Below are 18,437 nucleotides of genomic sequence, written 5' to 3'. Positions count from 1 at the left end.
GCATTCTAACCTTGGGGGAAGTCTGCGAGAACATCAGTCATGGCATTTAACCATCAATGGGTAATTTTTTTTCAACGTCTGGCCTCTGAAACACCTGCTATCGGGTAGCAGTATCCATAGGGCGCGTGAAAAAAAGATCAAAACAAACACCGCTGTGCAGCGCAGATCCGGGAATCTGCGCGTTATTACGCCAGGATCAGGTTTCAGAGGTCGTAGCGACCGGTACCGGGTCCAGTTGCCGGCCCATTTCGCAGATCAAAAAGGCGATCGAGTCTGCATTGTGCAAAATGACGTCGATTCGGAACTTCGAATCCTGCACGTTTAAAAAAGCTTCCCGTGCCTTATCCATGGTCTTGCTGCCAGTCAGCCGCAGGATAGCCTTGCCGATATGGTAAGAATCCGCAATCGAATCCAGGCTGATCCACGATTGCAGCCCATTGTTCCAGCGTGCGAACAGTTCCTCCTCTGGCGTTTCCATCGACAAGGCTTTTCGCTGGAAGTCCAGCTGAGTCTGTTTCCTTTCTGCGCCATAGGCGGTGATCGACGAAACCAGATCGCTGAACGGCCGCCTGGCCTCAAGGGGTGCAATGTCCACGGCCTCGGAAAACATATGAGCGAACTCGTGTATCAGCGTGGCGGCCTGGCTGTGGCCGTCGACATCGAAGGGTTGGGTTAAACCGGATTTGTACCAGTCGAGCTGTTGATCGAAGAACCTTTCGGTGAAATGCACATTGCGCTGTTGATCCTTGTCCAGGACAAACGCGATGAGGTTGTTCCTCGGGTCCCGGTTTGAACCCACGATAAAGCGTTGCGAGTTCATCAAGTCTTCATCGGGATCGACCAGCGCGTTGCAGATGGGAACGATGGCTTGTTTGATTTTGTCGATCAGTGCTTTGTCGACCTGACCAACATCAAAGAAGTGTTTGAGGAAGGTATCGAGCCGTGTGCCCGGGACGAGTTTCCTGAGCTGTACCAGGTTGTGCAGGCTGTTGAACGCGTAAAAGCGCGCCAAGTCGATGGCCTGCACGATCATGTGGGCTTTTTCGGGATGTTTTGCGCGGATTTCTTCCATCCCCCGGGCCTCGATGTTCAGCACCTCCCAGGCGGCATGGGCATAGGCAAACTGGTTGTGCATTTTCGAGACGGCTTTGCCGAAGTGCACGGTATGGGTGTCCGGGTCGATCACCAGCTGCTTGTCGGATGCGGCCTGTAACACGGGGCCTTCTTCCTCGCCTTTGATTATTTTCCAGACCGCCCCGATCTTGTTCACGCCGTACACCTTGCCGGCAATGGAGGCGAAGGATTTCTTGCTGGCTGTTTCAAGGTAGGTGCCGTCCGTGCTGCTTTTCGTCAGGTCCTTGAGCTCGACCGATGTTTCGAACGGTTGCAGCCGCGTGCGCAGCGGTGCTGTCGACCGGACCTGTGACCAGGGTTGCGTGATAACAGGGGTGGCAATCGGTTGCGCAACGGCTTCGCCGGTTGCCTCAGCGGTATCGACCCATCCTTCAAGCGATAACCGGCCCAACGACACGATTTGCGCCGCCCCGGCGATAAAGTCGCGCATTGCCTTCCCCCAGTGATGGTCCTGCAGGTTTTCGGCCGAATTCAGGGCGTCCTTGTAGGCCTTCCAGAGAAACTGCACATACGCGAGTTTGCCCGGCAGCAGGCCTGAGATGCGCACGATGCCGGAGCCGAACAGGTGTTTAACGGCCTCCCAGTCCGCCTGACCGCTAGCGTGCGTCTGGCTGCCGAGCAATTGCGTCAGCAGTTGGGTGTTGTCCTGGAACAAACGGGTGAGCAGATTGCCACCGATGGGGTTGGACGCAAGGGTGATTTCGCTCGATTGGCCGACGGTGGACTTGAACAGGTTGCGAAACACGGTTTGCTGACTGTCCGGCAGGCGACGGAGCAACATGTCCTGCAATGGCCCCGGTGTGTTGAGCGCCGAGACAATGCTGGCCTCATTATCAAACTCAACGAACGGTGAGCCACCGGGGTGGTAGGGGGCATAGAGGATTTGCGGGCCTGCCTTGCCTTCGCCGGGACCCACCAGGTACAGGCCCAGCGCCTTGACGGCGGAGGTACCGCTTGTCTTGAGCAGTTCCAGTGGTCGGGCAATGGCGTGTGCGCCTTCTACGGCCGCCCGGGCGATGGCGTCCGGCATGTCGAATACTTGCCGAAGCAAATCGAAAGCACTGTCGGACAGTCGCTGCTGCAGTTTCAGTTCGTGGGCGTGTTGCAGCAGTTGCCAGGGCAGTTGTTTGGCGAAGCGCAACACCCTGCTTTCGACGTCGGCCGCTTGATTCGACAAGCTGTCCGTGACCTGTTTGGCGTAGTTCTGCGCAATGTCCAATGACAGCAACAGTTGGCGGACAGCCGCCTGGTCCAGACCCCGGGGCAGCGATTGAGTGGTTGCCGACCCGACCTTGAACCCGGTGCCTTGCGCAATGTTGACGTGGTGCAAGGCGAACTCGGTGAGGGTCCGGGCGGGGCCGACCAGGGCCAGGTTCGGGGTGATTTCAATATTGTCAGGGTCCAGCGCTGTGGCGGGGAAGCGGCTGGCGAGCAACGATTTCAGTGTTTCATGCACATACGACTTGAGGGGTTTGATCCCGTGTAAATAGTCTTTGTCCTCAACAACGCTGTTGCGGTATTGCTCCAGCAGTTCAAGGTGCAGTCGCTGCTCTTGCAGCGGAGCCATTCCCAGCCAGGCGGGCAGGGACTGCTGTTGGCTGATCGCCCGGGCGATCGACGTGGCTCTTCGCAGGTTGGTGTTGAGCACCGTTGTGGTCAGGGTTTTAAGGGCTTTTTTCTTCTTCGTGTCGCTCAGATCGAAAGTGCGTACGTGTTCGCAGCGAGCCAAAAAGTGCTCGATGGACGATTGCGCGACCCGCTCCAATGCAGGCCCTTCAATCAGCCGCAGCGGACCCAATGAGTAGCGCTGGTGAAAGATGCGTTGGGTCGGGGTCAGGTTTTCCAGCAACGCCAGGCGTTGTTGCGGTTCGAGCAGGCGCCGGTTCAGTTCCAGCCGTGCACGATTGATGGTGTCAAAGACTTCCAGGCCCTCGGCGGGTGTCCACAGGATCGTCCGGCCGGAATGCGAGGGGTCGAGTCCGCCACGCTCGGTCAACAGTAGGCAATGGGCCAGAGGCAGGGCATCCTCCTGGCCGGAGCACTCCAGCGTCAATGAGTAGGCATCGGGTCGGAAGCCCTTGAGGGACGGACGGTTTAGCCGGTCGGTCTGGTCCGGATTGAATACCGTGTCGACAATGTCCCGATCCGCATCCCGCAGCGTCGAGTCGAGTACCCGCAGGCTGGCTTCGCCACGCAGGCCAACGGACAGTGCATGGGTCAGGCGGGGTTTGATGTTTTCCAGATAGACCCGTTGCAAGGCCAGAGAAGCGACCGGTTGTGCTGCGAAATCTGCGTTGATCTGTGTTTCGATGTCGCTGAAGGTCTTGACGAAAGTCTCCGCCGTATCGGCCAGCACAGTTGAGGGATGCTGATCGCCGGATAACACGGGCCGCGTGCTCCAGCGTTCGTCGGTAGTCAGTATCAGCAGGCGCTCGCTGATCATCGAGCGGATATCCAGCGCCTTGTCGAACAGAGCATGGATGTCCACGCTGCCGTCACTGTGACGGAACACTTGCAGGGCATATTCCAGGTTCTGCAGTTGCTTGCCGATGATCCGGTCGAAGAGCTTGGGGAAGATCTCGCCGGAAATCACTTCGCCGGTCACATTCGGCCGGTCAAAACCAATGAAACACTGGCGCTCCTCCAGGCTCAGCAGGCCGTAGAACTCATCCTCGTGACCGGCTGCGCTGAACTTGCTCAGCACCGTATCGCGCAAGTCCTGATAGTCCTTGAGCACCTGCAGGCCTGCGGTGGGCGTGTAGAGAAACGCATTGCTGGCGCTGACCATCAGTGAGCCGGCCAACTCCACATAATTGGCCTGGTACTCCCACAGGCGCACGGTTTCGACCGTCATTGATTCGTTCGTCCGGCTAGCCGTCGAGATCAACGCGTGCAAATCCTGGCTTTGCTCAGGGGTGATGATCCCGGCTTCGCGCTTGAGCAGCAGTTGCACTCGCGCCTGATCGGCGATGGCCTGGCCGAAGAGCTGGCGACGCGATGCGCCATCGGCGCTCGGCGCAGCCCAGAAACCTTCGAGCTGCCCGACCAGCAGGCTGATCAGTTGGCGCGAGATCGTCGTGACGCCTGCCTCCCAGAGTGGCTGGTCGGTTTTTGCCGGGGACTTTTTCGGATGGGAAAACTCAGGGGAAGACCCGGCTGGCCAACGCTGATGGCGATAGTGCAGGAGGACGGCCTCACTCAGGGACAGGGAGTTGACCCAGCGTCGCGCCGCATGGCTTTCGTCAGCATTCTCTGGCGTTGTTGCCTGGTAGAAGTTCACTTGGGTCCGGCTCTGATCCAGACCGGGGAACGACGCCGTCAGCTGTTGACTCAGCAATGTGTCGAGCAGCGAAGTCAGGGACGGCAGCGCTTTCAATTCGTCGAGCAGGGCCTGGTCGTTGAGTTGCTGATGGGTGGAGAGGGTGTCGCGCTGGTCTTCGAACACGTCGCCGTCGATGGTTTGAAAGTCCAGTTCGATGTCGGCGGCGTCCACCACGGTCTTGCGTTGAGACAGCGCCATGAAGGCCAGCAGGTCGTCGTCTTCGCTGGCCGCCTTGAGTTGCGTCACCAGTTGTTTGGTCAGGGCCGTACGGTTGGCGAATTTTTTGATTCCGGCGTACGGGGTGTAGAGAATCATGCCATTGTCTTCGGGCGTCGCGGTCAGCACAAAGCTGCCAGCCAGCGCCACGGGTTCCAGGCCCTGGATTTTCAGCAGGATTTTCTTCGCCAGCATGGGCGGCGTCTGCTCATCACGCAGTGCCTGGGTGGCCAGTTCGATTTGGCTGAACCATTCGAAGTCCTTTTGCGTCAGGCCGTGGGTTTTGCCAAGTTCTTTCCAGAGGCCGCGCGACGTCAGCGCCTCGGGGAAAAACAGCGGAGTTACTGGTGTAGACATCGTCGAGTCTCGTTCAAGGTGCCACTCAAAGGCGCCTGTGGATTGAGCTTCGAGACTAAAAGCCGGTGCGTTGGCGCAGGTGGTAAATAGATAACGCACGGGGCGTGGACATTCGTGACAGGGATATACCTCATCGACCCTGAGCGAAAGGTTGACAGGTCGCATGCCGCGCGTTGTTAATCGGCGGGTCTTTGTACGCTGTTGTTCCCTCCAATAATTAGTCTGGAGCTTCAGATGTCTGCGCCACACGATCACGCCTCTACCGCGGTCCCGTCACACCTGTCATTCGAAGCGCTGAGCGCTTTGCTGGAGAAGATTTTTCTGCGTCACGGCACGTCGGCCGAGGTTGCCCGGGTGCTGGCGCAAAACTGCGCCGGTGCCGAGCGCGACGGCGCGCACAGTCACGGGGTATTCCGCATTCCCGGTTATGTTTCGACGCTGCAAAGCGGCTGGGTCAATGGCCAGGCCGTTCCGGTGGTCGAAGATGTGGCTTCAGGGTTTGTGCGGGTCGACGCCAATAACGGTTTTGCGCAACCGGCCCTGGCGGCGGCACGCGAGCTGCTGGTGCAGAAAGCCCGAAGTGCCGGCATCGCGGTGCTGGCGATCCGTAACTCACACCATTTCGCGGCCTTGTGGCCGGATGTCGAACCCTTCGCGGATGAAGGCCTCGTGGCATTGAGCGTGGTCAACAGCATGACCTGCGTGGTGCCCCACGGCGCCGACCGGCCGCTGTTCGGCACCAACCCGATTGCCTTTGCTGCCCCGCGAGCCGGTGGCGAGCCTATTGTCTTCGACCTGGCCACCAGTGCCATTGCCCATGGTGATGTGCAAATTGCCGCACGCGAGGGAGAGCGCTTGCCGGCAGGGATGGGCGTGGACAGCCTCGGCCAGCCGACCACAGACCCGAAGGCGATTCTTGAGGGCGGCGCGTTGCTGCCGTTTGGCGGGCACAAGGGCTCGGCGTTGTCGATGATGGTCGAGTTGCTTGCGGCGGCACTGACCGGCGGCAATTTTTCCTTCGAGTTCGACTGGAAGGACCACCCTGGCGCCAAGACCCCCTGGACTGGCCAATTGCTTATCGTGATCGATCCGGGCAAAGCGGCGGGGCAAAGCTTTGCCGAACGCAGCCAGGAACTGGTGCGGCAGATGCACGGTGTCGGCCTGAAGCGTTTGCCGGGTGACCGGCGGCATCATCAGCGCGCGAAGTCGCAGGTCAATGGCATTGAACTGGATGCCCGGACGCTGGCGAACTTGCGGGAGTTGGCGGGGGCGTGATCCTTTAGATACACCGCAACCTCCTGTGGGAGCAAGCCCGCTCCCACAGGGTTCAGTGTTTATCGACGCCCCAACAACAACCCCACCACCAGGCCAAACCCGGCAGAAATCGCCACGGTTTGCCATGGATGCCCGCCGATATAGGTTTCAGTGGCCTCGACCGCGGGCAGGGTCCGGTCACGTACGCTGCTCACCGAATCCCTGGCCTGCTGGAGTTTCAGGGCGATTTGTCCGTGAAGGGTCTCCGCTTCTTCCCCGACCAGTGAGGCGCTGCTTTTGAGCAGCTTTTCCGACTCTTCGATCAGCGATTGAAGCTCGCTGAACGCTTGATCCTTGATTTGATCTTCGGCGGCTTGCGCGGCGGTTTTGCGGGCCATTGAAGTACTCCTTGCAGGTAAGTGGGCAGTGAACAATGGAGTCAGTCGCCGTCGGAAAAGTTGCAGCTATTTTGCTCGGGGAGGCCATCTTGCTGAAAAACCGGCGCAGGACATTTCGCCCTACAGTGTAAGATGTCGCCAATTTTACGCAGCAGGAAATTCCCATGAGCTTCAATCTGGCCGACAAACCCCTCGCCGAGCGCGCCGCGCTTGAAGACGAGAAATCCCGTCTGTTCGAACTCTGGCAAAACAACCTGGGCAAAGCCAAGGGTGAGGCCGCGCGGTTGTTCGGCGAACGGGCCAAGCGCAAAGGCAAGTGGGCGGAATGGGTGCGCGCCGAGCTGGACGGCATGTCACCACCGGAATTCGCCAATATGGTGCGCTCTGAAGTCAATCGCCTGATGGCAGCCAGCAAATAACATCGGCTGTCACGCGAAACTCGCGACAATCGCTTCACGCACTTTCAACACCACCGGGTCAAGCTGGTTGCTGGTCCGCCAGCCCAGTTCGATCGGGTAGCGTGGCAAGGCCAAGGGGCAGGGCAGCAGCGTCAGCCCGCTGAGCGTTGCGATGCTTTGGGCGGCATGGGCCGGAATGGTCGCCACGGCCCGGCTGCCCTTGAGCAAATGCGGCAACGCGGCAAAATGCGTGGTCGAGGCGCACACCCGCCGACTCAGCCCCAACGCCGCCAAGCCTTCGTCGGTAATCCCGATAAAACCGCCGGACGACACCAGAATGTGTTCGCGGGCCACAAACTCCTCAAGACTGATGCTCTGCTGGCCCTCGACCAGGCTCGACGGGTCCGCCAGGCACAGATAACCACCTTCCCCCAGCACCTGACGGCTGAGCAGCCGCTCGGCAAACCCGCCAGCGGTAATCGCCAGGTCAATGCTGCGCTCCATCAGCGCCTGGGCGACGATCTGAGTGTGGGTCTGGCGGAAAATCAGTCGCAGTTTCGGCGCACTACGGCCGATTTCTTCGATCAGTCGCCGGCCGTAGGCAATTTCAAAATCATCCGACATTCCCACAGTGACCGAGCGACCTTCGTACTGGTGCGCGGCCGGATCGACCATCGCCAGGCTTTGCCGGCATTTGTTCAGGGCATCGCTGACCACCGGTTTGAGCTGGTTGGCCTTGAGCGAGGGGGCCAGGCCTCGTCCGGTGCGCACGAACAGCTGATCGCCATACACCTCGCGCAACCGACGCAAGGCCGCGCTGACGGCCGATTGCGTCACGCCCAGGCGCAGTGCGGCGCGGCTGGCGCTGGACTCTTCGTGCAGTGCTTCGAAGACTTTGAGCAGGTTGAGGTCGACGTCGGTGATATTCATTTGGCTCATATCATTCAGCAGTGAATCGGTCTTTATTGATGATTGCCTGACGCCGCAGAATGAGCAACACCTGATGCGAATGGAGTTTCCGAGATGCCCAAATCAATCGTTGCGGCTCTGCAAATCGGCGCCTTGCCCGGTGGCAAGGCTGAAACCCTGGAACAGATCCTGTCCTATGAAAACGCGATCATCGAATCCGGCGCCGGGTTGGTGGTGATGCCGGAAGCGCTGCTGGGCGGTTATCCCAAAGGCGAGGGCTTTGGCACCCAATTGGGCTATCGCCTGCCGCAAGGGCGCGAAGCCTTTGCCCGTTATTTTGCCAATGCCATCGACGTACCCGGCGCGGAAACCGAGGCGCTGGCGGCGCTGTCCGCACGCACCGCAGCCAATCTGGTGATCGGCGTGATCGAGCGCGCTGGCAGCACCTTGTACTGCACCGCGCTGTACTTCGATCCGCAGGCCGGGCTGCTGGCCAAACACCGCAAGCTGATGCCCACCGGCACCGAACGGCTGATCTGGGGCAAGGGCGATGGCTCGACCTTGCCGGTGATCGACAGCCAGGTCGGGCGCGTCGGTGCGCTGGTGTGCTGGGAAAACATGATGCCGCTGCTGCGCACGGCGATGTACGCCAAGGGCGTGGAGGTGTGGTGCGCGCCGACCGTGGACGAGCGGGAGATGTGGCAAGTCAGCATGCGTCACATCGCTCATGAAGGGCGCTGCTTTGTGGTCAGTGCCTGTCAGGTCCAGGCATCGCCCCAGGCCTTGGGCCTGGACATCGCCAACTGGCCGTCAGATCGGCCATTGATCGCCGGCGGCAGCGTGATCGTCGGTCCCATGGGCGACATCCTCGCAGGACCTCTGCGCGACAGCGCCGGGCTGCTCACCGCGCAAATCGACACGGACGACCTGGTACGTGCCCGCTACGATTTTGACGTGGTCGGCCACTATGCCCGGCCGGATGTGTTCGAGCTGACCGTGGACGAGCGCGCCAAACCCGGGGTGCGCTTCATCGCTTGATACCCTGCGGGCTTTGGCCAAAGCAGTCAGACAACTTGATAGCTTTGACCATTGCCCGGTAACCCGCGCAGAGCGAGTATTTCCCTGTTGATTACGGTTCCCCCAACCCAATAAAAAACACAGAGGGATTCTGGCAATGCGCGATTACTTGTCTGCTACTTCTCAGTTCAACTATCAGCACACCGTCGATGCCGCACTCGCGGGCGATTTGACGGCCCTCAACGCCTGTGTCGAATGCTGTGACCGGCATGCCTTGCCGGGCCGCATTGCGCTGTTCTGGGAAGGACGCGACGGCACCGGTGCGACGTACACCTTCACCGACTTGCAGGACAAGGCCGCGCGTTTCGCCAACTACCTGCTGGCCCAGGGCGTGAAGAAAGGCGACAAGGTGGCCGGCCTGTTGCCACGCAATATCGAACTGTTGATCACCGTGTTCGCCACCTGGCGCATCGGCGCGGTGTATCAACCGCTGTTTACCGCGTTCGGCCCCAAGGCCATCGAGCATCGCCTGAGCAGCTCTGGCGCCAAGGTGGTGGTGACCGATGCAGTGAACCGGTCGAAACTCGCCGAAGTCGCCGATTGCCCGACCACGGTGACCGTCACCGGCGCCAAAGGGCAGGGCCTGGTGCGTGGCGATTCCAGTTTCTGGGCCGAACTGGCCAATTATTCCGCCGACTGTGAACCGGTGCTGCTGACCGGCGAAGATCCGTTCCTGCTGATGTTCACCTCGGGCACCACCGGCCCGTCGAAAGCGCTTTCGGTGCCGCTCAAGGCCATCGTTGCGTTCCAGAGCTACACCCGCGATGCGGTGGATCTGCGCCCGGAAGACGCGTTTTGGAACGTCGCCGACCCGGGTTGGGCCTACGGTATTTATTTCGGTGTCACCGGGCCGATGGCCATGGGACACCCGATCACCTTTTACGATGGCCCGTTCACCCTCGAAAGCACCTGCCGGGTGATCAACAAGTACGGGATCACCAACCTCACCGGTTCGCCGACGGCCTACCGTTTGCTGATTGCCGGCGGCGATGAATTCGCCAGATCGATCAAGGGCAAGCTGCGCATCGTCAGTAGTGCCGGCGAGCCGCTGAACCCGGAAGTGATCCGCTGGTTCGCCGACAACCTCGGCGTGGTCATCCACGACCACTACGGGCAGACCGAACTGGGCATGGTGCTGTGCAACCACCACGGCCTTGAGCACCCGATTCACATGGGCGCCGCCGGTTTTGCCTCGCCGGGACACCGCATCGTGGTGCTGGACGACGAGTACAAGGAACTCGGCGTTGGCCAGCCGGGCATCCTGGCCATCGACCGCAGCCAGTCGCCGATGTGCTGGTTCGCCGGCTATGAAGGCGGGCCGACCAAGGCCTTTGTCGGCAACTACTACCTGAGTGGCGACACCGTCGAGTGGAACCCGGACGGCAGCATCAGCTTCGTCGGTCGCAGCGATGACGTGATCACCACCTCCGGCTACCGGGTTGGCCCGTTCGACGTGGAAAGTGCGCTGATCGAACACCCGGCCGTGGTCGAGGCTGCAGTGGTCGGCAAGCCCGATCCGGAGCGCACCGAACTGGTCAAAGCGTTCGTCGTGCTCAGCGCGCAATACCGCGCCGCCCCCGAGTTGGCCGAAGAGCTGCGCCAACACGTGCGCAAGCGTCTGGCGGCGCACTCGTACCCCCGTGAAATCGAATTTGTCAGCGAATTGCCGAAAACCCCAAGCGGCAAATTGCAGCGCTTTATCTTGCGCAACCAGGAAATCGCCAAGGCTCAAGAGGCCGCGGCGAAGAACCTTCCAGCTTGAATCCAGGGAAACAATGATGCAGATCGAGAACAAGATTTTTATCGTCACCGGTGGCGCTTCCGGCCTAGGTGCCGCCACCGCCGAGGTGCTGGTCGCCGCTGGCGCGAAAGTGATGCTGGTGGACATGAACGCCGAAGCCGTTGCAGCCCAGGCCCAGCGCCTTGGCGCGCACAGCGTGGTGGCGGACATCAGCAACGAAGCGGCGGCCGAAGCCGCCGTGCAGGCGACGGTCAAGGCCTTTGGCGGCCTCAATGGTCTGGTCAATTGCGCCGGCATCGTGCGTGGCGAGAAGATTCTCGGCAAGAATGGTCCACACGCGCTGGCCAGTTTCAGCCAGGTGATCAACGTCAACCTGATCGGCAGCTTCAACATGCTGCGTCTTGCGGCAGCGGCGATTGCCGAGACCGAAGCGGATGCCGATGGCGAGCGCGGCGTGATCATCAACACCGCGTCTGCCGCGGCCTATGACGGTCAGATCGGTCAGGCAGCTTACTCGGCGTCCAAGGGCGCGATTGTCAGCCTGACCTTGCCGGCGGCCCGCGAACTGGCGCGTTTCGGCATCCGTGTCATGACGATCGCCCCAGGCATCTTCGAGACGCCGATGATGGCCGGCATGACCCAGGAAGTCCGCGATTCCCTGGCCGCTGGCGTGCCATTCCCGCCGCGTTTGGGCAAACCGGGCGAGTATGCCGGGCTGGTCAAGCATATTATTGAAAACAGCATGCTCAACGGCGAGGTGATCCGTCTCGACGGTGCCTTGCGCATGGCCGCCAAGTAAGGAGGATTTGTCATGACAATGTCCAACGATCCAATTGTTATCGTCAGCGCCGTCCGCACCCCGATGGGCGGTTTCCAGGGCGAGCTGAAAAGCCTGACCGCGCCGCAACTCGGTGCAGCCGCCATCAAGGCCGCCGTCGAACGTGCTGGCGTTGCCAGTGATAGCGTCGACGAGGTGTTGTTCGGCTGCGTACTGCCGGCAGGCCTTGGCCAGGCCCCTGCGCGTCAGGCGGCGCTGGGCGCGGGGCTGGATAAATCGACCCGCTGCACCACCCTGAACAAGATGTGCGGTTCCGGCATGGAAGCGGCGATTCTGGCCCATGACATGCTGGTGGCGGGCAGTGCCGACGTGGTGGTCGCCGGTGGCATGGAAAGCATGTCCAACGCGCCTTACCTGCTGGACCGCGCCCGTGCCGGCTACCGCATGGGCCATGGCCGGGTGCAGGACTCGATGTTCCTCGACGGCCTCGAAGACGCCTACGACAAGGGCCGCCTGATGGGCACCTTCGCCGAAGAATGCGCCGAAACCAACAGCTTCAGCCGTGAAGCCCAGGACGCGTTCGCCATTGCCTCGACCACTCGCGCGCAGCAGGCGATCAAGGACGGCAGCTTCAAGGACGAAATCGTCTCGCTAACCGTGACGGTCGGCAAAGAGCAGGTGGTGATCAGCAATGACGAGCAGCCGCCAAAAGCCAGGCTGGACAAGATCGCTTCGTTGAAACCGGCGTTCCGCGAAGGCGGTACAGTGACGGCGGCCAACTCCAGTTCGATCTCCGACGGTGCCGCCGCGTTGGTGCTGATGCGCCAGTCGCAGGCACAGAAGCAAGGCCTGAAGCCACTGGCGGTGATCCATGGCCACGCCGCGTTCGCCGACACCCCGGGCCTGTTCCCGGTGGCGCCAATCGGTGCAATCAAGAAACTGATGAAGAAAACCGGCTGGTCGCTCAATGACGTCGATCTGGTGGAAGTCAACGAAGCCTTCGCCGTGGTCGGCATGGCCGCGATGACTCATCTGGAAATCCCCCACGAGAAGCTCAACGTGCACGGCGGTGCTTGCGCCCTCGGGCACCCGATCGGCGCGTCCGGTGCGCGAATTCTGGTGACCCTGCTGTCGGCCCTGCGCCAGAAAGGCTTGAAACGTGGCGTTGCAGCGATTTGTATCGGCGGCGGTGAAGCGACGGCCATGGCCGTGGAATGCCTCTACTGAGGCCAACACCAATCCCTGTGGGAGCGAGCTTGCTCGCGATGAGGCCGTGTCAGTCAACTTTATTGTTATCTGACCCACCGCTATCGCGAGCAAGCTCGCTCCCACAGAGACTCGCATTTAGCTTGATTCAAGGATTCACCATGATCCCCAATGACGACCAACAACAAATCCGCGACATGGCCCGGGACTTTGCCCAGGAACGGCTGAAACCGTTCGCCGCCGAGTGGGACCGCGAGCATCGCTTTCCCAAGGAAGCCATCGGCGAGATGGCCGCACTGGGCTTTTTCGGCATGCTGGTGCCGGAGCAGTGGGGCGGATGTGACACCGGTTACCTGGCCTACGCCATGGCGCTGGAAGAAATCGCCGCCGGCGATGGCGCCTGCTCGACCATCATGAGCGTGCACAACTCCGTGGGCTGCGTGCCGATCCTCAACTACGGCACGGATGAGCAGAAAGAGCGCTTCCTCAAACCACTGGCCAGCGGTGCGATGCTCGGCGCTTTCGCCCTGACCGAGCCCCAGGCCGGTTCCGACGCCAGTGGCCTGAAAACCCGTGCGCGCCTGGAAGGCGATCATTACGTGCTCAACGGCTGCAAGCAGTTCATCACCTCAGGGCAGAATGCCGGGGTGGTGATCGTATTTGCAGTGACCGATCCGAGCGCGGGCAAACGCGGCATCAGCGCCTTTATCGTGCCGACCGATTCGCCGGGCTACACCGTTGCGCGGGTCGAAGACAAGCTCGGCCAGCATGCGTCCGACACCTGCCAGATTCTCTTCGAAGACGTGAAGGTGCCGCTGGCCAACCGTTTGGGCGAGGAGGGCGAAGGCTACAGGATTGCCCTGGCCAACCTTGAAGGCGGCCGCGTCGGCATCGCTTCGCAATCGGTGGGCATGGCCCGCGCCGCCTTCGAAGCGGCTCGCGATTACGCCCGTGAGCGCGAGAGCTTCGGCAAGCCGATCATCGAGCACCAGGCCGTGGCCTTCCGCCTGGCGGACATGGCCACCCAGATCGCTGTGGCGCGGCAAATGGTGCATTACGCCGCCGCCCTGCGCGACAGCGGCAAGCCAGCGCTGGTCGAAGCGTCGATGGCCAAACTGTTCGCCTCGGAAATGGCCGAGAAGGTATGCTCCTCGGCGCTGCAAACCCTTGGCGGCTACGGTTACCTCAACGACTTCCCGCTGGAACGGATCTACCGCGACGTGCGGGTCTGCCAGATCTACGAAGGCACCAGCGATATTCAGCGCATGGTCATTTCGCGCAACTTATAAGAAGGAGTCCCCCCTGTGAGCGACAAAGAGCTGAACTACGAAACGATTTTGCTGGAAACCCACGGCCGCGTTGGCCTGATCACCCTCAACCGTCCACAAGCGCTGAATGCGTTGAACGCGCAGATCGTCAGCGAACTGAACCAGGCCCTCGATGGCTTCGAGGCTGACTCGAACATCGGCTGCATCGTCCTGACCGGTTCGAAAAAAGCCTTCGCCGCCGGTGCCGACATCAAGGAAATGGCCGAGCTGACCTATCCGCAGATCTACATCGACGACCTGTTCAGCGACAGCGATCGCGTGGCCAACCGCCGCAAGCCGATCATCGCGGCGGTCAACGGTTTCGCTTTGGGCGGTGGCTGCGAACTGGCGCTGATGTGCGACTTCATCCTGGCCGGCGACAACGCCCGATTCGGTCAGCCGGAAATCAATCTCGGCGTGCTGCCGGGCATGGGCGGCACCCAGCGCCTGACCCGCGCGGTGGGCAAGGCCAAGGCCATGGAAATGTGCCTGAGCGGCCGCTTGATCGATGCCGTGGAAGCGGAGCGTTGCGGCATCGTGGCGCGTATCGTACCGAGCGATGAGCTGCTGGATGAAGCGTTGAAAGTCGCGGCGTTGATCGCCAAGAAGTCGCTGCCGATTGCGATGATGGTCAAGGAAAGCGTCAACCGTGCCTTTGAAGTGAGCCTGGCTGAAGGCGTGCGCTTCGAGCGTCGGGTGTTCCATGCGGCGTTTGCGACGCAGGATCAGAAGGAAGGGATGGCGGCGTTTATTGCCAAGCGTGAGGCTGAGTTCCAAGGCAAGTAAAGTAGCGGTCTTGCGGGCCTCATCGCGAGCAGGCTCGCTCCCACATTGGACCTCAGCGTTTATGAGATCCCTTGTAGGAGCGAGCCTGCTCGCGAAAAACCTGAGGGCAACGGGTTGATTCAGGTGCCCTGCGTCATCGTTGACCTCCATCGCGAGCGAGCTCGCTCCTACAGGGCTTCACACCAGGTAGTTCTTCAGTTCGCGGGCAATCACCATCCGCTGAATCTCGCTCGACCCTTCGTAGATCTGCGTGATCCGCGCATCCCGGTAGTACTTCTCCACCGGATAATCTTCCAGATACCCATAGCCGCCATGAATCTGAATGGCGGACGAGCAGACCTTTTCCGCCATTTCCGACGCAAACAGCTTGGCTTGTGACGCCTCCGACAGGCAGGGTTTGCCGGCCGTGCGCAGGCGGGCTGCGTGCAGGATCATCAGTCGCGCGGCGTTCAACTGCATGTGCATGTCGGCCAGCAGGTTGGCGATGCTCTGGTGTTCATTGATCGTTTTGCCGAACTGCACACGATCACGGGAGTAGGCCAGCGCCGCTTCGAACGCCGCGCGGGCGATGCCCAGTGCCTGGGCGGCGATGCCGATGCGGCCGCCTTCGAGGTTGGACAGGGCGATGGCCAGGCCTTTTCCGCGCTCGCCGAGCAGATTGGCTTCGGGGATGGTGCAGTTGTTCAGGGTGACAGCGCAGGTGTCGGAAGCGCGGATGCCCATCTTGTGTTCGGTGCGATCCACGATAAAACCGGCAGTGTCGGTCGGTACCAGGAACGCCGAGATACCGCGCTTGCCCAAATCCGGATCGGTCACGGCAAACACAATCGCCAGCTTGGCGCGCTTGCCATTGCTGACGAACTGCTTGGCGCCGTTGATCACCCACTGACCGTCGCGCAGTTCGGCGCGGGTGCGCAGGTTGTGCGCCTCGGAACCGGCCTGGGGTTCGGTCAGGCAGAAGCAGCCGATGACCTTTCCACTGGCCAGATCCGCCAGCCAGGTCTGTTTCTGTTCTTCACTGCCGTAGTTGAGCACCGGCCCGCAGCCCACGGAGTTGTGGATGCTCATGAAGGCGCCGGTAGCACCGTCGCCGGCGGAAATTTCTTCTACCGCCAGGGCGTAGGCCACGTAATCGACATAGGTGCCGCCCCATTCCTCGGGGACCACCATGCCCAGCAGGCCCAGTTCGCCCATCTTCGCCACCAGACCGTCATCGATCCAGCCGGCCTTTTCCCAGGCCTGGGCATGGGGCGCGATTTCGCCGCGGGCAAAATCCCGGGCCATGTCGCGGATCATGACTTGCTCTTCGCTCAATTCGATATCGTGCATGGCTCAGTTCTCGCTCTGGTCAAACTCGCTGAAGAAGCTCGCCACGTGTTCGGCGTCCAGCGCCTCGAGGGTGGGCGGGTTCCAGCGCGGTGTCTTGTCTTTGTCGATCAGCAAGGCGCGCACGCCTTCGATCAGGTCGCCGCGCTCGAACCACTGGCGGTCCAGGTGCAGCTCAAGGGCGAAACATTGTTCAAGCGGCAGCTCGCGTCCGCGACGGAGCATTTCCAGGGTCACGGCCATGGCCAGCGGCGAGCGGGTTTCCAGCAGGTCGGCGGTGGTGACGGCCCACTCATGGCTGTCGGCAACCGCTACCTGACGCAGTTGCTTCACAATACTCGGCACATCGGGTTGGGCGAAGAAGTGGTCGATGGCCGGGCGCAAGGTCGCCAGTGGCGCATCAGGCAGATGCTGCCTGGCGAGTGTTGCCAGCAGGCCTTGCAGATCCTTGAGTGGCGTGTCGTGCCATTCGAGCTGGTCGAGTTTTTCGTCCAGCGTGCCCAGCTTGGCGCTTTCGATGTACCAGTCGGCCAGGCCGCAATACAGCGCATCGGCGGCACGAATCTGAACGCCGCTGACGCCGAGGTAAATCCCCAGTTCACCGGGGATGCGCGGCAGGAAGTAACTGCCGCCGACGTCCGGGAAGTAGCCGATGCCGACTTCCGGCATGGCCAGGCGGCTTTTCTCGGTGACCACGCGCAAGTCCGCGCCTTGCACCAGGCCCATGCCGCCACCGAGGACAAAACCGTCCATCAGGGCCAGCACCGGTTTGCGGTAGTGGTGAATCGCGAGGTCGAGGGCGTACTCCTCGACGAAGAAATCTTCATGCAGGGTGTCGCCGCTTTTGAAGCTGTCATGCAGCGAGCGAATGTCACCACCGGCACAGAAGGCTTTTTCCCCGGCACCACGCAAGACCACGGCATGGACTTGCGGATCCTGGGCCCATGCGTCGAGCTGGCGGTGCAGGTTGCGTACCATGTCCAGGGTGAGGGCATTGAGGCCGGCGGGGCGGTTGAGGGTCAGGTGACCAATGTGGTTGCGAACCTCGGCCAGCACTTCGTTTTGCAGGGCATCCATGAACTGCGCCCCCTTCGATGAAACCTGAGCAGTCATCACTAACTCCCTGCTTTTATTGTCTTTATCGAGATGCTCGCGCGCGAGCGATGAAGGATCGTATCAGTGCAAATTTGCCTTGTACAACCCGAATAAGTGCAGGTTATTTGTGCAATTTTGCATGTCGGTGTCCGGTATTGTTACAGCGTAGACCAAGGCCAATTCAGGCAAACGCCGCGAGCAGATCCTCTTCGAACGCCTTCTGCGCCTCGCCGGCCACCTGTGCCCGGTGCCGGGCCAGATGAAACTCGACATCAAAACTCATGTCGCCTCGGCGCACGGCCCTGAGCAAACCCTTGTCTTCCCAGCCACGAGCGAAGTGGCTGGGCAAGTAACCGACATGCCTGCCGGAAAGGATGAAGGCGAGGGTGCCTTCGACTTGTTCGGAGCGTGCCGAACACAACTTGCCCTGGAAGGGTTCGTCACTGCGCAGGAAGCGATAGGGGTGGTCGACCCGGTCGCAGGCTTGCAGATCCTGATCGTCCGGGTTCGGGTTGGTGAACAGCGGATGGCCGGGGGCGCAATACAGATGCTGGGTTTCAATGAACAATTGGCGGTAGTCAAACGCGCTTTGCACTTGCGAGAAATAGCCGATGGCCAGGTCCAGCCGCTGTTGCAGTAGCAGGCGCTCCATTTCACCGGGCATGGCACTGATCAGTTCGATGCGCACTGACTCGTCCCGTTCACGGAAGCGTCGGATCGCCTCGGCCACCCGTTGCAGCACCGATTGATCCAGGGCTTCGGACAGGCCCAGGCGCACTTCGCCAATCAAGCGTCCGGCCACGCCATTGGATTGATGACGGAAGGCTTCGATGGACTGGAACAATCCACGGGTGGCGCTGAGCAGTTGTTCGCCCTTGGGCGTGATCCGGAACCCGCCCTTGCCACGACTGCATAGCCGATAGCCAAGGCGCGTTTCCAGTTTGGCCATTTGCTGGCTGATGCTCGACTGGCTCAATCCCAATTCGCCCTGAGCGGCGCTGAAGCCGCCGCACTCCACCACGCTGACAAACAGACGCAACAATTGCAGATCCAGATCGTGGAGTTGGCCGAGCATCAAACATTACTCCGTCATAAAGTCAGGTTAATTAACTTGATATTTTACCAATGTATCC

14 protein-coding genes are annotated in these 18,437 nt (G+C 60.9%); 8 read left to right on the top strand and 6 right to left on the bottom strand.

Annotation, left to right across the window (positions count from 1 at the left end; translation table 11 throughout):
* Positions 1–196 precede the first annotated feature (196 nt).
* Positions 197–5,029 carry a dermonecrotic toxin domain-containing protein gene (locus AC3IT9_RS15010; protein WP_489270225.1) on the bottom strand — a complete coding sequence of 1,611 codons (4,833 nt, stop codon included), beginning with the start codon at positions 5,027–5,029 and terminating at the stop codon, positions 197–199.
* Between the two features lie 234 nt (positions 5,030–5,263).
* On the opposite strand from AC3IT9_RS15010, the gene AC3IT9_RS15005 reads away from it, so the two are divergent.
* Positions 5,264–6,304 (top strand): Ldh family oxidoreductase, encoded by a 1,041-nt coding sequence (locus AC3IT9_RS15005; RefSeq protein ID WP_489270224.1) that lies wholly within the window; start codon positions 5,264–5,266, stop codon positions 6,302–6,304.
* 59 nt (positions 6,305–6,363) lie between these two features.
* Here AC3IT9_RS15005 and AC3IT9_RS15000 read toward each other — a convergent pair whose 3' ends face one another.
* A complete protein-coding gene (locus AC3IT9_RS15000) occupies positions 6,364–6,681 on the bottom strand; it encodes an ElaB/YgaM/YqjD family protein (RefSeq protein ID WP_150723731.1) in 318 nt (105 codons plus the stop codon).
* A 164-nt stretch (positions 6,682–6,845) separates the two neighbouring features.
* Here AC3IT9_RS15000 and AC3IT9_RS14995 point away from each other — a divergent pair, with 164 nt between their 5' ends.
* Entirely contained in the window at positions 6,846–7,100 is a 255-nt protein-coding gene (locus tag AC3IT9_RS14995) for a hypothetical protein (RefSeq protein WP_160385467.1), read from the top strand.
* A gap of 9 nt (positions 7,101–7,109) precedes the next feature.
* Here AC3IT9_RS14995 and AC3IT9_RS14990 read toward each other — a convergent pair whose 3' ends face one another.
* On the bottom strand, positions 7,110–8,018 hold the full coding sequence (locus tag AC3IT9_RS14990; RefSeq protein ID WP_489270223.1) for a LysR family transcriptional regulator: 909 nt from the start codon (positions 8,016–8,018) through the stop codon (positions 7,110–7,112).
* Positions 8,019–8,102: 84 nt separating this feature from the next.
* Between AC3IT9_RS14990 and AC3IT9_RS14985 the strand changes: the two genes are divergently transcribed.
* The 6 genes from AC3IT9_RS14985 (at position 8,103) to AC3IT9_RS14960 (ending at position 14,883) form a co-directional block, all read left to right on the top strand.
* Positions 8,103–9,026, top strand: a complete 924-nt coding sequence (locus AC3IT9_RS14985; RefSeq protein ID WP_150753564.1) for a carbon-nitrogen hydrolase family protein — start codon at positions 8,103–8,105, stop codon at positions 9,024–9,026.
* A gap of 136 nt (positions 9,027–9,162) precedes the next feature.
* On the top strand, positions 9,163–10,827 hold the full coding sequence (locus tag AC3IT9_RS14980) for an AMP-binding protein (protein ID WP_150753565.1): 1,665 nt from the start codon (positions 9,163–9,165) through the stop codon (positions 10,825–10,827).
* Between the two features lie 16 nt (positions 10,828–10,843).
* Complete coding sequence (locus AC3IT9_RS14975; protein ID WP_150753566.1) at positions 10,844–11,605, top strand: SDR family NAD(P)-dependent oxidoreductase; 762 nt, start codon at positions 10,844–10,846, stop codon at positions 11,603–11,605.
* 12 nt (positions 11,606–11,617) lie between these two features.
* On the top strand, positions 11,618–12,811 hold the full coding sequence (locus AC3IT9_RS14970; protein WP_489270222.1) for an acetyl-CoA C-acyltransferase: 1,194 nt from the start codon (positions 11,618–11,620) through the stop codon (positions 12,809–12,811).
* A 140-nt stretch (positions 12,812–12,951) separates the two neighbouring features.
* Positions 12,952–14,079 (top strand): acyl-CoA dehydrogenase, encoded by a 1,128-nt coding sequence (locus tag AC3IT9_RS14965; RefSeq protein WP_223444604.1) that lies wholly within the window; start codon positions 12,952–12,954, stop codon positions 14,077–14,079.
* A 30-nt stretch (positions 14,080–14,109) separates the two neighbouring features.
* Positions 14,110–14,883 carry an enoyl-CoA hydratase gene (locus AC3IT9_RS14960; RefSeq protein ID WP_056724587.1) on the top strand — a complete coding sequence of 258 codons (774 nt, stop codon included), beginning with the start codon at positions 14,110–14,112 and terminating at the stop codon, positions 14,881–14,883.
* A 177-nt stretch (positions 14,884–15,060) separates the two neighbouring features.
* Here the strand turns inward: AC3IT9_RS14960 and AC3IT9_RS14955 are convergent, their stop codons facing one another.
* The 3 genes from AC3IT9_RS14955 to AC3IT9_RS14945 form a co-directional block, all read right to left on the bottom strand.
* Positions 15,061–16,212: an acyl-CoA dehydrogenase family protein gene (locus AC3IT9_RS14955; protein WP_007970104.1), complete on the bottom strand. Its 1,152-nt coding sequence runs from the start codon at positions 16,210–16,212 to the stop codon at positions 15,061–15,063.
* Between the two features lie 3 nt (positions 16,213–16,215).
* Positions 16,216–17,322, bottom strand: a complete 1,107-nt coding sequence (locus AC3IT9_RS14950) for an enoyl-CoA hydratase/isomerase family protein (RefSeq protein WP_150753570.1) — start codon at positions 17,320–17,322, stop codon at positions 16,216–16,218.
* Positions 17,323–17,485: 163 nt separating this feature from the next.
* Positions 17,486–18,379, bottom strand: a complete 894-nt coding sequence (locus AC3IT9_RS14945; protein ID WP_150757054.1) for a LysR family transcriptional regulator — start codon at positions 18,377–18,379, stop codon at positions 17,486–17,488.
* Positions 18,380–18,437: the final 58 nt, after the last annotated feature.

This window comes from Pseudomonas sp. KH_046_1, assembly GCF_057839025.1.
Note: the sequence above shows the minus strand (reverse complement) of the source record. Positions and strands in the feature narration are given on the sequence as shown.

What these genes read in the sequence shown, in the direction of transcription:
- AC3IT9_RS15010 (WP_489270225.1), bottom strand. Translation starts at nt 5,029, where the DNA reads ATGTCTACACCAGTAACTCCGCTGTTTTTCCCCGAGGCGCTGACGTCG.
- AC3IT9_RS15005 (WP_489270224.1), top strand. Translation starts at nt 5,264, where the DNA reads ATGTCTGCGCCACACGATCACGCCTCTACCGCGGTCCCGTCACACCTG.
- AC3IT9_RS15000 (WP_150723731.1), bottom strand. Translation starts at nt 6,681, where the DNA reads ATGGCCCGCAAAACCGCCGCGCAAGCCGCCGAAGATCAAATCAAGGAT.
- AC3IT9_RS14995 (WP_160385467.1), top strand. Translation starts at nt 6,846, where the DNA reads ATGAGCTTCAATCTGGCCGACAAACCCCTCGCCGAGCGCGCCGCGCTT.
- AC3IT9_RS14990 (WP_489270223.1), bottom strand. Translation starts at nt 8,018, where the DNA reads ATGAGCCAAATGAATATCACCGACGTCGACCTCAACCTGCTCAAAGTC.
- AC3IT9_RS14985 (WP_150753564.1), top strand. Translation starts at nt 8,103, where the DNA reads ATGCCCAAATCAATCGTTGCGGCTCTGCAAATCGGCGCCTTGCCCGGT.
- AC3IT9_RS14980 (WP_150753565.1), top strand. Translation starts at nt 9,163, where the DNA reads ATGCGCGATTACTTGTCTGCTACTTCTCAGTTCAACTATCAGCACACC.
- AC3IT9_RS14975 (WP_150753566.1), top strand. Translation starts at nt 10,844, where the DNA reads ATGCAGATCGAGAACAAGATTTTTATCGTCACCGGTGGCGCTTCCGGC.
- AC3IT9_RS14970 (WP_489270222.1), top strand. Translation starts at nt 11,618, where the DNA reads ATGACAATGTCCAACGATCCAATTGTTATCGTCAGCGCCGTCCGCACC.
- AC3IT9_RS14965 (WP_223444604.1), top strand. Translation starts at nt 12,952, where the DNA reads ATGATCCCCAATGACGACCAACAACAAATCCGCGACATGGCCCGGGAC.
- AC3IT9_RS14955 (WP_007970104.1), bottom strand. Translation starts at nt 16,212, where the DNA reads ATGCACGATATCGAATTGAGCGAAGAGCAAGTCATGATCCGCGACATG.
- AC3IT9_RS14950 (WP_150753570.1), bottom strand. Translation starts at nt 17,322, where the DNA reads ATGACTGCTCAGGTTTCATCGAAGGGGGCGCAGTTCATGGATGCCCTG.
- AC3IT9_RS14945 (WP_150757054.1), bottom strand. Translation starts at nt 18,379, where the DNA reads ATGCTCGGCCAACTCCACGATCTGGATCTGCAATTGTTGCGTCTGTTT.